Here is a 14,665-nt window from a genome sequence, read left to right on the forward strand (position 1 = left end):
ACGATAAGGACGAGGTCAGCGGGTCCCCGCCTGGCCTCCCCTAGATGAGGAGAGCTGTGCCAGGCAAGGCCCGTGTACACGAGCTCGCTAAGGAGCTCGGCATCACCAGCAAAGAAGTTCTCGCCAAGCTGAAGGAGCAGGGCGAGTTCGTGAAGTCCGCGTCGTCCACCGTCGAGGCGCCCGTCGCCCGCCGGCTCCGCGACGCGTACCCCGCCAAGGGCGGGAAGAAGCCCGGCCCCACTCCGGGACCGCGGCCCGCTCCGGCCCCGAAGCCGCCCGCTCCGCAGCAGCAGAGCGCCGCTTCGCAGGCCCCGTCCGCTCCGGCCCCCGCGCCGCAGCAGGCCCCGGCCGTGAAGCCGGGACCGCAGGCCGCCAAGCCGGCGGCGTCCCCGGGCCCGAAGCCCGGCGGCCCCCGCCCCGGCCCGCGTCCGCCCGCCCCGGCCCAGCCGGCCCCGGCGCAGGAGGTCCCGGCCGCCAAGGCCGAGCCCGCCGCGCCCAAGCCGGCCCCGAAGCAGCAGGACTCGTCGTCCGCCGGTTCGGTCGTGCCGCCCAAGCCGCAGGGCCCCAAGCCCGGCGGCCCGAAGCCCGGTCCGCGCACCCCGCGGGTCGGCAACAACCCGTTCGGCGTCGGTTCCGGTTCCCCGGCCCCGCGCCCGCCCGCCTCGCGTCCCGGCCCCGGCCAGGGCGGCGACAACCGTCCTCCGCGTCCGGGCGGCGGCCAGGGCGGCGGAGAGCGTCCGCCGCGTCCCGGCGGGCAGGGCGGCGGCAACCGGCCGAGCCCGGGCAACATGCCCCCGCGCCCGAACCCCGGCATGATGCCGGGCCGCGCCCGTCCGGCCGGACCGGCAGGCGGCCGAGGCGGTCCCGGCGGCGGCGGTCGTCCCGGTGGCGGCGGCGGTCGTCCCGGCGGCGGCGGTGGCGGCGGCTTCCGCGGCGGCCCCGGTGGCGGCGGCGGTGGCGGCGGTTTCCGTCCCGGTGGCGGCGGCGGTGGCGGCTTCCGTCCGGGCGGCGGCGGTGGCGCCCCGGCCGGCGGCGGCGGTTTCCGCGGCGGCGGCGGCGGTCGCGGCGGCCCCGGCGGTCGCGGCGGCACGGCCGGCGCCTTCGGCCGTCCCGGCGGGCCCTCGCGCAAGGGCCGCAAGTCGAAGCGGCAGAAGCGCCAGGAGTACATGGACAACATGCAGGCGCCCAGCGTCGGCGGCGTCCGCCTGCCCAAGGGCAGCGGCGAGACGATCCGGCTGCCGCGCGGCGCTTCGCTGACCGACTTCGCCGAGAAGATCGACGCCAACCCGGCTTCGCTGGTGCAGGTGCTCTTCCACCTCGGCGAGATGGTCACCGCGACGCAGTCCGTGTCGGACGACATCCTCGAGCTGCTCGGCGGCGAGATGAACTACGTCGTCCAGGTCGTGTCCCCCGAGGAGGAGGACCGCGAGCTGCTGGAGACCTTCGACATCACCTATGGCGAGGACGAGGGCGGCGAGGAGGACCTGCAGGTCCGTCCGCCGGTCGTCACCATCATGGGTCACGTCGACCACGGCAAGACCCGGCTGCTGGACACGATCCGCAAGACGAAGGTCCGCGAGAGCGAGGCCGGCGGGATCACCCAGCACATCGGTGCCTACCAGATCGAGACCGAGCTCGAAGGCGTGCCGCGGCTCATCACCTTCATCGACACCCCGGGTCACGAGGCGTTCACCGCCATGCGTGCCCGAGGCGCGAACTCGACCGACATCGCGGTGATCGTGGTGGCGGCCGACGACGGCGTCATGCCGCAGACGGTGGAGGCGATCAACCACGCGCAGGCCGCGAAGGCCCCGATCGTGGTCGCGATCAACAAGATCGACAAGGAGGGCGCGAACCCGGACAAGATCCGGCAGCAGCTCACCGAGTACAACCTCATCGCCGAGGAATACGGCGGCGACACGATGTTCGTCGAGATCTCCGCACGGGAGAACATCAACATCGACGGGCTTCTCGAGGCGATCCTGCTGACCGCGGACGCGGCTCTGGACCTGCGGGCCAACCCGGACATGGAGGCGCAGGGCGTCGCGATCGAGGCGCACCTCGACCGCGGCCGCGGCCCGGTGGCCACCGTCCTGGTCCAGCGCGGCACGCTGCGCGTCGGCGACTCGGTCGTGGCGGGCGACGCCTACGGCCGCGTCCGCCGGATGGTCGACGAGCACAACGAGGACGTCACCGAGGCGCTGCCCTCGCGTCCGGTCCAGGTCATCGGGTTCACCTCGGTGCCGGGAGCGGGCGACACCTTCCTGGTGGTCGACGAGGACCGCGTCGCCCGGCAGATCGCCGAGCGCCGCTCCGCTCGCACCCGCAACGCGCTCAACGCGTCGCGCCGCAAGCGGGTCAGCCTCGAGGACCTCGACTCCGCCTTGAAGGAGACGAGCAGCCTCAACCTGATCATCAAGGGCGACAACTCGGGTACCGTCGAGGCGCTCGAAGCGGCGCTGCTGCAGCTGGACGTCGGCGAAGACGTCGAACTGCACGTCGTGCACCGCGGCGTCGGCGGCGTGACCGAATCGGACATCGACCTGGCGACCGCGTCCGACGCGATCGTTCTCGGGTTCAACGTCCGGGCACAGGGCAAGGCGACCGAGCGGGCCACCCGCGAGGGCGTCGACGTGCGCTACTACACGGTCATCTACCAGGCGATCGAGGAGATCGAGCAGGCTCTGAAGGGCATGCTCAAGCCGGAGTACGAAGAGGTCGAACTGGGCCGCGCCGAGGTCCGGGACGTCTTCAAGTCCTCCAAGATCGGCACGATCGCGGGTTGCCTGGTCATGTCCGGCGAGATCCGGCGCAACGCCAAGGCCCGCCTCCTGCGCGACGGCAACGTGGTCGCGCAGAACCTGCCGATCAACTCGCTGCGCCGCTTCAAGGACGACGTGGTCGAGGTCCGGGAAGGGTACGAGTGCGGTCTCACGCTGGGCTCGTACAGCGACATCAAGGTCGACGACGTGATCGAGACCTACGAACAGCGGGAGAAGCCCCGTAGCTGACGGCTTCCGCTGGGGGAGGGGCGTGCTCGCAGGCTGCGCTCGCCCCTCCCCGCCGTCAGCGTGTTGTGCGGGGGTCGAACCCCCGCGCCCCCGCCAGGGGGCAAGCCCCCTGGACCCCCGCGTGGGGTCCAGTCGGGCTGTTCCGTCGAGTTTTGAGGTGACTAGCTTGTTTGTCGGAGCCCTCGAGCTCGACTTGCTGCTCGACGACGTGCATTCGTTGAAGCAGAAACGATCCGTGGTGCGGCCGGTGGTGGCCGAACTGCGGAAACGCTTTTCCGTCTCGGTCGCCGAGGCGGGACATCTGGACCTGCACCGGCGCGCGCTCATCGGCGTCGCCGCGGTCGCCCCCGACGGCGAGCACATCCGGGACGTGCTCGACGCGTGCGAGCGGTTCGCGGCCGGCCGCCCCGAGTTCGAACTGCTGTCCGCGCGCCGCCGGCTGCTCGGCCCGGACGACTAGAACACCCGGAAATCCGGAGAAGGAGACCTCAGCCATGGCCGATCCCGCTCGGGCACGCAAGCTCGCCAAGCGGATCTCGCAGATCGTGGCCTCGGCGATCGAACACGACGTCAAGGACCCGCGACTGGGTTCGGTGACCATCACCGACGCCCGCGTCACTGCGGACCTGCACGACGCCACGGTGTACTACACGGTGCTCGGCGAAAGCCTCGACGCGGAGCCGGACTTCGCGAGCGCCGCGGCCGCCCTGGAAGCCGCGCGCGGCGTCCTGCGCACGAAGGTGGGACAGGGCACCGGCGTCCGCTACACCCCGACGCTCACCTTCGTCGCGGACAGCGTCCCGGACGACGCCCGCCGCATCGAAGAACTGCTCGCGAAAGCCCGCGAATCGGACGCCGAGGTGGCCCGCCGGGCGACCGGAGCCCAGCCCGCGGGCGAAGCGGACCCTTACAAAGCTCCTCGGGCCGACGAGGACGAGGAGCAAGCAGAAGAGGAGACGCGCGGCTGAAGCGATGCGGTCAAAGCCCGGTGTCACGCGACGCGGCCTGCTGTTCGGCAGTGCCGCGGCGCTCGTCTCCGCCTGCACCGGGCGCTCCGCCCCGGTGGTTGCGCCGACCTCGGCTGCCCCGGCCTCCAGCCCGTCGCCCCTGAAGGCGTCCGTCACGATCCACCGCAGGCACTCCGCGGCCCGCGGCCGGGACGTCGACGTCGTGCTCATGACGCCGGACGACGTCCCCAGCACCGGCCTGCCGGTCTGCGTGGCACTGCACGGCCGCGGGTCGAACGCCCGCACGTTCCTGGACCTGGGCGTGCCCGCGGCCCTCACCGCCGCGGTCCGCTCGGGCACCCCGCCGTTCGCGGTCGTCGCGGTCGACGGCAGCCACTACTGGATGCCCGACGGCGACGACGACCCGCACCGCATGCTCACCGACGAACTCCCCGGCTGGCTGTCGGAGGCGGGACTCCGCCCGATGACCGGCCTCCTCGGCATCTCCATGGGCGGCTTCGGCGCCCTGAACCTTGCCCTCCACCGCCGCGACGTGACTACCGTGGCCACCTGCAGCGCGGCCCTGTTCCGCACGTGGCCAGAAGCCCGGTCCCGGCACATCTTCGCGTCCGAGGACGACTGGACCGCCGCCGAACCGCTGCGGCACGTCGACGAACTCCCGAAGCGAGGCCTCGGCGTGTGGTGCGGCGACGGCGATCCGTTCCTGGCGGCCAACCGGAAGCTGATCACCAGTGCCAAGCCGGAGGTCTCGCGGATCACGGCGGGCAAGCACACGGCGGAGTACTGGCAGGGAGTCCTGCCGGAAGTCCTGCGATTCCTCGGGCCACGGCTGGCGTAGCGGGGATCTGCCAGTCCGGCGCGAATTCAGACCGGCTTTCCCGCCACCACAAGGTCCCGCACGATCGCCTGGTCCACCCGGTGCGCCAGCTCCTCGTACGGCCCGCCGGACCGCACCGCCAGCCCCGCCCGTTCCAGGATCTCCACCAGTTCCTCGCGCGGCAGCACATGCGTGTTCCACGAGATCCCGATGGCGCCGCCCGGCCGCAGCACGCGGTTCCACACCGGGATCGCCGCCGCGAGGAGGTCGCGCGGGCTGCGGGCCAGACCGGTCTCGCGGTGGCTGCCGTGCTGCACGCCGTACGGCGCGTCGGTCACGATCAAGTCCACTGACGCCGGGCGGAGGACCTCGTCCGTGGTCAGCGTGTCCGCGTTCAGGTAGCTGAGCCGGCGGGTGCGGCCGGACTTGTAGTCGTCCTTGTCGAACGCGTACTCGATGTCCAGCCGGCGGCCGAGGCGGACCTTGTTGCGGCGCAGCTGCCCGGATTCCGCGGTGTGCTTCACGCGCTTCGTGCGCAGCCACGTCTTCACGAACTGTTCGTACGCCTCGAAATCGCGCGCGTCGACGTCGAGGCCGGTCGCGTCGAAGCCGTACATCACGGCCTGGTTCAGCGTCGTCCCGCGCCCGCACAGCGGGTCGAGGACGTGCAGTTCGCGGTCCGGCCAGTCCGCGGGCCGCGAGGTCGCCAGCAGGGTGAGGTTGAGCAGCAGTTTCGTGAACTGCTCGTTGGTCTTGCCCGGGTACTTCTGGATGGTCAGCAGGTCGGAGTCCGCTTTCGCCAGCGGGTGCACGGCGACCGGCCGCAGCACGCCGTCGCCCAGTTCGAACAGGGCGTACAGCGAGGACAGGTTCGACAGCAGCGCCAGGTCGCGCTCGCCGAGCGGGGCGGCGCAGGCGAATTTCACGTACCCCACCCCGCCGAGTTCGATCTCTTCGATCGCCGACACCTCGGCGGACAGACCGGCGCCGAAGGCCGCCAGTTCGGCGCGCAGCAGCGCCGGCGACGAGGCGGCGTACACGCGGTTGGCGGAAGGCAGAACGAGGATCACGTACTCAGGCATCCCACAGAGCGTAGCGTGACACTTCGTGACAGCTTCCCTGGTACAGGACATCGAGGCCGCCGCCGCACTGCTGGCCGGGGCCACCGACGTGACGCTGCTCGGCCACGTGCGCCCCGACGCGGACGCCCTCGGCAGCGCGCTGGCCCTCGGCCACGTGCTGCATCGCCGCGGCGCGAACGTGCGAGTCGCCTTCGGCGAGCCGGACGAGGCCCCGGAAACACTGGCGTGGCTGGACGTCGACGGCCTGATCACTCCCGTCGATGCCCTCCCTTCGACGGACGGTCTGCTGGTCGCGTTGGACACCCCGACCCTGGCCCGCCTGGGCAGGCTCGCCCCGCGGGTCGCCGCGGTCCGCGACGCGGGCGGTTCGGTCCTGGTCGTCGACCACCACGCGACCAACGCCCGCTACGGCACCCATCACGTCGTGGACGACACCGCCGAAGCGACGGCGATCCTGGTCACGCGGATCGTCGAGGCGATGGGGGTCGAACTGGACGCGGCGGCCGCGCGCTGCCTGTACGCCGGGGTGGTCACCGATACGAGCGGCTTCCGACGGGCGAGCCCCGAAACGCACCGGATCGCCGCCCGCCTCCTGGAAGCCGGGGCCGACCCGGGCGAGGTGGCCCGCCGCATCGTCGATGATCACCCGTTCGCGTGGCTGCCGATGCTGTCGACGGTCCTGTCCGAGGCCCGGCTGGAACCCGAAGGGGCGCAAGGATTCGGCTTCGTCCACACGGTGGTGCGCGCGGCCGCCGCGGCGACGGTGCGGCTCGAAGAGGTGGAGTCGGTGATCGACGTGGTACGCGCGACCCGGGAGGCCGGTGTCGCGGCGGTGCTGAAGGAGGCCGGGCCGGGTCCAGTGTGGACGGTCTCGCTGCGCTCGGCCGGAGACATCGACGTGTCCGCGGCTGCTGCGGAGTTCGGCGGGGGAGGGCACCGGATGGCGGCGGGGTGCACGGCGGAAGGTCCGGCGGAGGAGGTGCTGGACCGGCTGCGGAAGGCGTTGGGACGGGCACCGCTGTTGCGGGCTTCCTGAACCGGGCTGGGCGCGTTCGACGGCAGCATCAGCGCAGCCGCGTCCGGAAGGTTCGTTGGACCCGTGTCGTACTGCTGACCCGGGTCCGGCGCTCGCGGCTGTTCGCGCCTGGTCAGCCCGGTCGGCGCAGTCCGTCCAGCACGAGGGTGATGACGTCGTCGGCCTCGGCCCGCCACCGGGGACGGTCGTGGGCCGCGCCGATGCCGTGCAGAGCCATCATCACGGCACCGGCATCCACGTCGTCGCGCACGGCACCGTCTTGCGCGGCAGCGGCCACCAGGTCGGTGACGGCCTCCTCCAGCGCCTGGCTGCCCCCGGCCAGCGCGTTCGAGCGGTCGGCCATGAGCGTGGCCAGCGTCCGGGCCAGGCCCGCGTGGGCGTCGATGTGGTCGACCATGCCGCGCAGGAATGTCGCCAGCGCCTCCGCTGCGGGCAGCGTGGCTTGCAACTCGCGGGCGCGGTCGCACAGTGCGGCGACTTCCCCGTGGTAGACCGCCTCGGCCAGCGCCTCCCGGGTGGGGAAGTGGCGGTACAGCGTGCCGGTGCCCACTCCGGCCAGGCTGGCGAAGTCGTCGAAGCGCAGGTCGAAGAACTCGCCCGCGTCGAAGATCTCGCGCGCTTTGGCGACCAGGAGATCGCGGTTGCGCTGGGCGTCGGCCCGCAGCGGCTTGCCCGCAGTCATGCGCTGCCCTCCCGTCGGCAAGCGGAGATCGTCTCCAAATCGAGCGTACCGCACGAGGTGGCGCGAAAACCCTGCTGTCCGGCCGCAGCTGAGACAGCCCGCCGCCCGTGCCGGAGCACGCCACAGAGGACTCCCGTCTCTCGGCGATCCCCTTGCCTGATAAGCGAATCCCGCGTCTTGCTTGCCCGCCTAGGAGTGTCCTCGCGGTCCGGGTCGCCGGAATTGTCGGTGCCGGTAGTTACTCTCCTCCCGTGTCCGAAAACGCCACGACCACCGCCGTAAGCGGTGACCGCATCCCGCCCCGCCGAGTGTTCGGCCTCGCCGTGCCCGCGCTCGGCGTGCTCGCCGCCGAGCCGCTCTACGTGCTGGTCGACACCGCCGTCGTCGGCCATCTCGGGGCGTTGCCGCTCGCCGGCCTCGCGCTGGGCGGCGTGGTGTTGTCGCAGGTCTCCACGCAGCTCACCTTCCTGTCCTACGGCACCACGTCGCGCACCGCGCGGCTGCACGGCGCGGGCAGGCGCGCCGACGCGGTCCGCGAAGGCGTGCAGGCCACGTGGCTGGGCGTGCTGGTCGGGCTGGTGCTGCTGGTGGCGGGGCAACTGCTGGCCGGGCCGATCGCCCGCGCGCTGTCGGGCAGCGACGAGATCGCCGCGGCGGCCGTGTCGTGGCTGCGGATCGCGTTGTTCGGCGCGCCGCTGATCCTCGTCACGATGGCGGGCAACGGCTGGATGCGCGGCGTGCAGGACGCCACCCGTCCGCTGCGTTATGTGCTGGCGGGCAACGGAATCTCCGCCGTTCTGTGTCCGGTCCTGGTGTATGTCGCCGATCTCGGGCTGGAGGGGTCGGCGATCGCGAACGTCGTCGCGCAGGTCGTGTCCGCATCGATGTTCGTCGCCGCGCTGGTGCGGGAAAAGGTGCCGCTGCGGCCGGATTTCCCGGTGATGCGGGCACAACTGGGTCTCGGCCGGGACCTGGTGCTGCGCAGTTTCGCGTTCCAGGCGTGCTTTGTGTCCGCTGCCGCGGTGGCCGCGCGCACCTCGACCGAGGCGGTCGGGGCGCACCAGGTGGTCCTGCAGCTCTGGACGTTCCTGTCCCTGGTGCTCGATTCGGTCGCGATCGCCGCGCAATCGCTCGTCGGCGCGGCGCTCGGTGCGGGAGCGGCGCGGCAGGCGCGCGGGGTGGCCACGCAGATCACCGGATACGGCTTGATTTTCGGCTGTTTCCTCGGCGTGCTGTTCGCGGCGTTGTGGAGTGTCCTGCCGCACGCGTTCACGTCCGATCCGGGAGTGCTCGGCGAAATCCCGCACGCCTGGTGGTTCTTCGTGGCGCTGCAACCGATCGCGGGCGTGGTGTTCGCGCTCGACGGGGTCCTCCTCGGCGCGGGTGACGCCGCCTTCCTCCGCACCGCCACGCTCGTCAGCGCCGGGCTCGGGTTCCTGCCGCTGATCTGGCTGTCGCTGGCGCTGGGCTGGGGGCTGAGCGGGATCTGGAGCGGGTTGTCGCTGTTCATGGTGTTCCGGCTGGCGGCCGTGGTGGCGCGATGGCGGTCCGGGCGGTGGGCCGTGGTCGGCGCGGTGCGGGAGGCGTGATGGCATAACGGCGAAACCCGCTCGCCGCCGGCGCCCGGCGGATGCGAGGGTGGGCGCATGCCGAAGTTCACCCAGGTCGACGTCTTCACCGACGAGCTCACCCGAGGCAACGCGCTCGCTGTCGTGCACGACGCGGACGGGCTGTCCGACGAGCGGATGGCGGCGTTCGCCCGCTGGACGAACCTCAGCGAGACCACGTTCCTGCTGGAGCCTTCCGACCCGGCCGCCGACTACCGTGTGCGGATCTTCACGCCGCACGGCGAGCTGCCCTTCGCCGGGCATCCGACGCTCGGGTCGGCGCGGGCGTGGCTGGCCGCCGGGGGAGAGCCGAAAGCCGGGCACCTCGTGCAGGAATGCGGGGCCGGGCTGGTCCGGGTGCGCCGCGACGGCGACCGGCTGGCGTTCGCCGCGCCTCCGCTGCGCCGCGGCGGTCCGGTGGACGAGGCTGACCTCGTCGCGGTGAAGCGCGGTCTGCACCTCGGCGACGCCGACGTCCTCGACGGGCGCTGGGCGGACAACGGCCCCGGCTGGGTCGCGCTGCTGCTGCGCGACGCGGCGACCGTCCTCGCCATCGAGCCGGACTTCGCCGCGCTCGGCGAGTTCAAGGTGGGCGTCGCCGGTGCGCAGCCGGCCGGATCCGACACGGCCTTCGAGGTCCGCGCGTTCAGCGACACCGTCGAGGACCCGGTCACCGGCAGCCTCAACGCGGCGCTCGGCCAGTGGCTGATCGGCGACGGCATCGCGCCCGAGTCGTACGTCGCGGCGCAGGGAACGCGGCTCGGCAGGCGCGGGCGGGTGCACGTCGAACGAGACGGCGACGACGTGTGGGTCGGCGGCGAAACAGTCGTCGGCATCCGGGGCGAAGCGGATCTGTGGTGAAGCACACCCCGGTCACGGCTATGTCTCGAGGTTGCTGAGGCGATACAACTATCGAGGCGGCAGCGTCGTCGTCCTCCTAGCCCGACGCTCGCCTGCTTACTGGAGGAACTCTTGACGCCCGCCGGCCGCGCCCCTGTCCGGTCCTGGCTCATCTGGCTCACCGCGGTCACGGTGTACCTGCTCGCCGTTTTCCACCGCACTTCGTTCGGCGTCGCCGGGCTGAAGGCGGCCGAACGCTTCGGCGTCGGGTCCGCCGCGCTCGGCATCTTCACCGTCCTGCAGGTCGGCGTGTACGCGGCCATGCAGATCCCGACCGGCGTGCTGGTCGACCGCTACGGCCCGCGCCGCGTGCTCACCGCCGCCGTCCTGATCCTCGGCTCCGGGCAGCTGCTGCTCGGCGTCGCCGACACCTACGCACTCGGCCTGGTGGCCCGCGGCGTCCTCGGCCTCGGTGACGCGCTCACCTTCGTCAGCGTCCTGCGCCTCGTCGCGGCGCACTTCCCGGCGCACCGGTACGCACTGCTCGCGTCGTTCACCTCCTGTGTGGGCTACATCGGAAACCTCGCCGCGACCGTCCCGCTCACCCTGCTCCTCGACGGTCCAGGATGGACAGTCACCTTCCTCGCCGTCGGCGCGGTGACGGTGCTTTATGCGGTGCCGGTCGCGCTGCGCGTCCGCGACACCCCCGAAGGCGTACCGGAACGCAAGCGCGAACCCGTGCGCCCGGCGGAACTTGGCAGGCAGGTCAAACTGGCCTGGCGGACTCCCGGCACCCGGCTGGGTTTCTGGGTGCACTTCTCGACGATGTTCGCGCCGAACGTGCTGACCCTGTTGTGGGGCGTGCCTTTCCTGGTGCAGGGCGAAGGTTTGCCCGCGGCGACCGCCAGCGCGCTGCTCACCGTCTTCGTATTCGGCTCCATGGCAGGCGGCCCGCTCCTGGGCGCGGTGATCGGCCGCGCCCCAGTGCTGCGGGTGCCGCTGGTCATCGGCTACCTCGCCGGAGCGGCGATCGTGTGGGCGGTGCTGCTCGGCTGGAACGGCCACATCCCGGTAGGCGTCCTCGTCCCCGCATTCGCCTTCCTCACCCTGGGCGGCCCGGCGTCGATGATCGGCTTCGCCATCGCCCGCGACTACAACCCGCTGTCCCGCGTCGGAACCGCGACCGGAGTGGTGAACGTCGGCGGCTTCCTGGCGACCACCGTGACCGCCCTGCTGATCGGCATCCTCCTCCAGGCCACCGGCGGCAACTTCCGGATCGCGCTGCTGGTCGTCGTGGCCATGCTGGCACTGGGCGCTTCGCGAATGCTCGTGTGGTGGCGCCGGGCCCGCGCCCACGTATTCGCCGCGGAAGCCCGAGGCGAAGAGGTCCCGGTCCGCATCCGGCGGCACCGCTGGGACCGCGCCCCGGAAGAGGCCGTGGCCGCCGCCTGAGCCACCCGCGCCGACCCGGTTCGACCGCCCCGGGCATGCGTCCGGGGCGGCCGCCCCGAGCCAGTCGCCCTGCTCAGGTGGCCAGGCCACTCACTGGGGGAGTCCATCTGCGGCGACCGCCCCAGGCTTCGGTCGCCCAGGGCGGTCGGCCGGGGCATTCACCCTGGTCGGTTGCGCCGATCGGCAGCCTGGAGCGCTCGCCCGGTCGGTTCCCAGACCAGGTCGACTGCCCAGGGCACTTGCCCGAGCCGGTCGACCGCCCAGGGCGCTTGGCGGGCTCATTCGCCCGAGCCTGCCCAAGGCGCTCGCCCGGATCGTCCGCCCGAGCCGGTCGGCTGCCCAGGGCACTCGTCCGAGCCGGTTGCTCGGGCACGTTGTAGCCCGGTCGGTTTGGCTCCCAGCGCGATCGTCCGGCTCATCCGCCCGAGCCGGTCGACCGCCCAGGGCACTTGCCCGGACCACCCGCCCGAACCGCCCGCCCAGCCGACCAACCACCCGGACCAGCCCCGAACCCAACCCCTCTCCAGCCCCCCACCACCCCGCACCCCCCGCCCAGAACCGGGCGCCAGCCGCGGAATCCGGTCTAGGTAGGGTTTCCGCCGTGTCTCGCCCGAAAGAACCGCGTCGTCCCGCCCCTCCTCCCGGACTGCTCATCGTCGACAAACCGGCGGGCATGACGTCGCACGACGTGGTCGCGCGGGCGCGGCGGATCATGGGCACCCGCAAGGTCGGCCACGCCGGCACGCTCGACCCGATGGCGACCGGGGTGTTGGTGCTCGGCATCGAGCGCGCCACCAAACTGCTCGGCCACCTCGCGCTCGACCGCAAGACCTATCTCGCCACCCTGTCGCTCGGCCGGTCCACCACCACCGACGACGCCGAAGGCGAACCGCTCGGCTCCGAGGCCGCGCCGGAAACCCTGGCCGCTGTCACCGACGAGCAGATCGGCGACGGGATCACCGCGCTGACCGGGGACATCCAGCAGGTGCCCAGCGCCGTCTCCGCGGTCAAGATCGACGGCAAGCGCGCTTACGCCCGGGTGCGCGCGGGCGAGGACGTCGTCCTCCCGCCGCGGCCGGTGACCGTGCACCGGTTCGACGTTCTCGGTCTCCGCCGCGAGGACGACCGGATCGAGCTCGACGCGATCGTCGAATGCTCGTCCGGCACCTACGTCCGCGCGCTCGCTCGCGACCTCGGCGCCGGGCTCGGCGTCGGCGGGCACCTGAAAGCCTTGCGCCGCACCACGGTCGGGCCGTTCACGCTCGCCCGCGCGCGCACGCTCGACCAGCTCGAGGAAAAGCCAGAACTGTCGCTGGACCTCGACGCCGCCGTCGCCGCCGCGTTCCCGCGCCGGGATCTCGACGCCGCCACCGCCAAGGCGGTCCAGTACGGCAGGCGCATCCCGGCCGCCGGGATCACCGGCACGTACGGCCTTTTCGCGCCGGACGGCCACGTGCTCGCGCTGGCCTCCGACACCGAGGGAGTGACCCGTTCGGTGGTGGTCCTCCTGCCCGCATAGGGTGGGAGGCAAAGGCACCTCGCTCGGGGAGAGTTGACAACAGTGCAGCGGTGGCGTGGGCTCGGGGACCTCCCGGGCGGCTGGGGACGGTGCGTGGTCACCATCGGCGTGTTCGACGGCGTGCACCGCGGGCACCAGGAACTGATCAAGCGCACCGTCGCGACGGCCGCCGAACGCGGCGTGCCCAGCGTGGTGCTCACCTTCGACCCGCATCCGTCCGAGGTGCTGCGGCCGGGCAGCCATCCCGCGCAGCTGACGACTCTGCGGCGCAAGGCCCAGCTGGTCGAGGGGCTCGGCGTGGACGTGTTCTGCGTGCTGCCCTTCACCCTGGAGCTGTCCCGGCTCAGCCCGCACGAGTTCGTGCACGAGGTGCTGGTCGACCGGCTGCACGCGGCCGCGGTGCTGGTCGGCGACAACTTCACCTTCGGGGCCAAGGCCGCGGGCAACGTCGCGCTGCTGCGCGAACTCGGCCGCCGCTTCGGGTTCGTCGCCTACGGCGCGGAGCTGCAGGGCCGTTCGCTCGACGACGACCGCGGCGCCAACGACATCACCTTCTCCTCGACGTACGTGCGCTCGTGCATCGACGCGGGCGACGTGGTGGCCGCGGCCGACGCGCTCGGCCGCCCGCACCGGCTGGAAGGCATCGTCGTGCGCGGCGACGGACGGGGCCACGACCTCGGCTACCCGACGGCCAACCTGTCCACCGCGCGGTTCGCCGCCGTGCCCGCGGACGGCGTGTACACGGCCTGGTTCACCCGGCTGTCCGATCCGGACCGGCGCCTGCGCGCGGCGGTGTCGGTCGGCACGAACCCGACGTTCTCCGGGCGCGAGCGCACCGTCGAGGCGTTCGTGCTGGACGTCGACGAGGACTTCTACGGCCAGCACGTCGCGCTGGACTTCGTCACCCGGTTGCGGGATCAGGCGCGGTTCGGCGCGCCGGCCGATCTCGTGCGGAAGATCGACGAGGACGTGGCCCGGACCAGGGAAGCGCTCGGCTCGGACAGCTGAGCGGACCCGGTCCCGGGACAGGCCGGGCGCGGGGCGAATCGGGCGTTCCGGCCCGCGGGGGACGCCCGGAGTGGCAAGATGGGCCGGCGGCGCCGGGCCGGGGAAGCGAAGTGGGCCGGCAGCACCGGGCCGCGGGGACGACAGCGCTAGGGGAGCGGAGCTAGGTGGAGGACCACAAGATCGTCCAGCGGAACATCGCGCTGCAGCGGGAGTGGTACGGGGAGCCGCTGGGCGATCGGGTGCGCAGGCTGGTCGTGGCCTTCGACGTGTCGCAGGCGTTCCTGGCCGAGGTGCTGGGGATCAGCGCGCCGATGCTGAGCCAGGTGATGAGCGGGCGGCGGGCGAAGATCGGCAATCCGGTCGTGCTGGCCAGGATGATCATGCTCGAGCGCAAGATCCTGGTGCCCGAGGTCGCCGCGGGCGACCGCGACGCGATGCAGGCCGCGCTCGAGGACGTGCGCGATTCGCGGCCCACCGTCGGCCGCGACAACATCCCGGTCAACTCGGACGAGAAGATCGTGCTCGCGGGCATCCGGGACGTCGCCGAGGACGAGAACCTGGCCGAGGCGGCGAAGCTGCTCGACGAGGACTTCCCGGCGATCGCCGACCTGCTCCGCCGCGCGGGAGCCGCGGGCCAGTAGCC

13 protein-coding genes are annotated in these 14,665 nt (G+C 72.4%); 11 read left to right on the plus strand and 2 right to left on the minus strand.

Features of this window, described 5'->3' with window-relative positions; translation table 11 throughout:
• The first annotated feature begins 56 nt into the window (after window positions 1-56).
• From infB to WA670_RS38605, 4 genes are all read left to right on the plus strand, one after another.
• A complete protein-coding gene (gene infB, locus WA670_RS38590) occupies window positions 57-3,011 on the plus strand; it encodes a translation initiation factor IF-2 (protein WP_238608297.1) in 2,955 nt (984 codons plus the stop codon).
• A gap of 166 nt (window positions 3,012-3,177) precedes the next feature.
• Window positions 3,178-3,471: a DUF503 domain-containing protein gene (locus WA670_RS38595; protein WP_037812533.1), complete on the plus strand. Its 294-nt coding sequence runs from the start codon at window positions 3,178-3,180 to the stop codon at window positions 3,469-3,471.
• Window positions 3,472-3,505: 34 nt separating this feature from the next.
• Window positions 3,506-3,979, plus strand: coding sequence for a 30S ribosome-binding factor RbfA (rbfA, locus tag WA670_RS38600; RefSeq protein WP_037812532.1), 474 nt, complete (start codon window positions 3,506-3,508; stop codon window positions 3,977-3,979).
• 4 nt (window positions 3,980-3,983) lie between these two features.
• The gene (locus WA670_RS38605) at window positions 3,984-4,817 is read left to right on the plus strand and encodes an alpha/beta hydrolase (protein ID WP_336161099.1); all 834 of its coding nucleotides are present in this window, start codon (window positions 3,984-3,986) and stop codon (window positions 4,815-4,817) included.
• A gap of 26 nt (window positions 4,818-4,843) precedes the next feature.
• On the opposite strand, the gene WA670_RS38610 is transcribed toward WA670_RS38605, so the two are convergent.
• Window positions 4,844-5,878: a TRM11 family SAM-dependent methyltransferase gene (locus WA670_RS38610; RefSeq protein WP_336161100.1), complete on the minus strand. Its 1,035-nt coding sequence runs from the start codon at window positions 5,876-5,878 to the stop codon at window positions 4,844-4,846.
• Between the two features lie 25 nt (window positions 5,879-5,903).
• Here WA670_RS38610 and WA670_RS38615 point away from each other — a divergent pair, with 25 nt between their 5' ends.
• Complete coding sequence (locus tag WA670_RS38615; protein ID WP_275294334.1) at window positions 5,904-6,914, plus strand: DHH family phosphoesterase; 1,011 nt, start codon at window positions 5,904-5,906, stop codon at window positions 6,912-6,914.
• A gap of 112 nt (window positions 6,915-7,026) precedes the next feature.
• On the opposite strand, the gene WA670_RS38620 is transcribed toward WA670_RS38615, so the two are convergent.
• Window positions 7,027-7,596 carry a TetR/AcrR family transcriptional regulator gene (locus WA670_RS38620; protein ID WP_336161101.1) on the minus strand — a complete coding sequence of 190 codons (570 nt, stop codon included), beginning with the start codon at window positions 7,594-7,596 and terminating at the stop codon, window positions 7,027-7,029.
• A 251-nt stretch (window positions 7,597-7,847) separates the two neighbouring features.
• Here WA670_RS38620 and WA670_RS38625 point away from each other — a divergent pair, with 251 nt between their 5' ends.
• From WA670_RS38625 to WA670_RS38650, 6 genes are all read left to right on the plus strand, one after another.
• On the plus strand, window positions 7,848-9,185 hold the full coding sequence (locus WA670_RS38625) for an MATE family efflux transporter (RefSeq protein ID WP_037812524.1): 1,338 nt from the start codon (window positions 7,848-7,850) through the stop codon (window positions 9,183-9,185).
• A 57-nt stretch (window positions 9,186-9,242) separates the two neighbouring features.
• Window positions 9,243-10,064: a PhzF family phenazine biosynthesis protein gene (locus WA670_RS38630; RefSeq protein WP_134670173.1), complete on the plus strand. Its 822-nt coding sequence runs from the start codon at window positions 9,243-9,245 to the stop codon at window positions 10,062-10,064.
• 111 nt (window positions 10,065-10,175) lie between these two features.
• Window positions 10,176-11,495, plus strand: a complete 1,320-nt coding sequence (locus tag WA670_RS38635) for an MFS transporter (protein ID WP_134670175.1) — start codon at window positions 10,176-10,178, stop codon at window positions 11,493-11,495.
• Window positions 11,496-12,096: 601 nt separating this feature from the next.
• A complete protein-coding gene (gene truB, locus WA670_RS38640) occupies window positions 12,097-13,014 on the plus strand; it encodes a tRNA pseudouridine(55) synthase TruB (protein WP_336161102.1) in 918 nt (305 codons plus the stop codon).
• A gap of 42 nt (window positions 13,015-13,056) precedes the next feature.
• Window positions 13,057-14,022, plus strand: coding sequence for a bifunctional riboflavin kinase/FAD synthetase (locus WA670_RS38645; protein ID WP_078870440.1), 966 nt, complete (start codon window positions 13,057-13,059; stop codon window positions 14,020-14,022).
• 164 nt (window positions 14,023-14,186) lie between these two features.
• Window positions 14,187-14,663 carry a helix-turn-helix domain-containing protein gene (locus WA670_RS38650; RefSeq protein ID WP_037812516.1) on the plus strand — a complete coding sequence of 159 codons (477 nt, stop codon included), beginning with the start codon at window positions 14,187-14,189 and terminating at the stop codon, window positions 14,661-14,663.
• Window positions 14,664-14,665 lie beyond the last annotated feature (2 nt).

Source organism: Amycolatopsis sp. VC5-11, assembly GCF_037034185.1.
GTDB classification, from domain to species: domain Bacteria; phylum Actinomycetota; class Actinomycetes; order Mycobacteriales; family Pseudonocardiaceae; genus Amycolatopsis; species Amycolatopsis nivea.

Excerpts from the sequence above, each read along its gene's own strand:
- rbfA (WP_037812532.1), top strand. The coding sequence starts at position 3,506 with ATGGCCGATCCCGCTCGGGCACGCAAGCTCGCCAAGCGGATCTCGCAG.
- WA670_RS38630 (WP_134670173.1), top strand. The coding sequence starts at position 9,243 with ATGCCGAAGTTCACCCAGGTCGACGTCTTCACCGACGAGCTCACCCGA.
- WA670_RS38610 (WP_336161100.1), bottom strand. The coding sequence starts at position 5,878 with ATGCCTGAGTACGTGATCCTCGTTCTGCCTTCCGCCAACCGCGTGTAC.
- WA670_RS38605 (WP_336161099.1), top strand. The coding sequence starts at position 3,984 with ATGCGGTCAAAGCCCGGTGTCACGCGACGCGGCCTGCTGTTCGGCAGT.
- WA670_RS38620 (WP_336161101.1), bottom strand. The coding sequence starts at position 7,596 with ATGACTGCGGGCAAGCCGCTGCGGGCCGACGCCCAGCGCAACCGCGAT.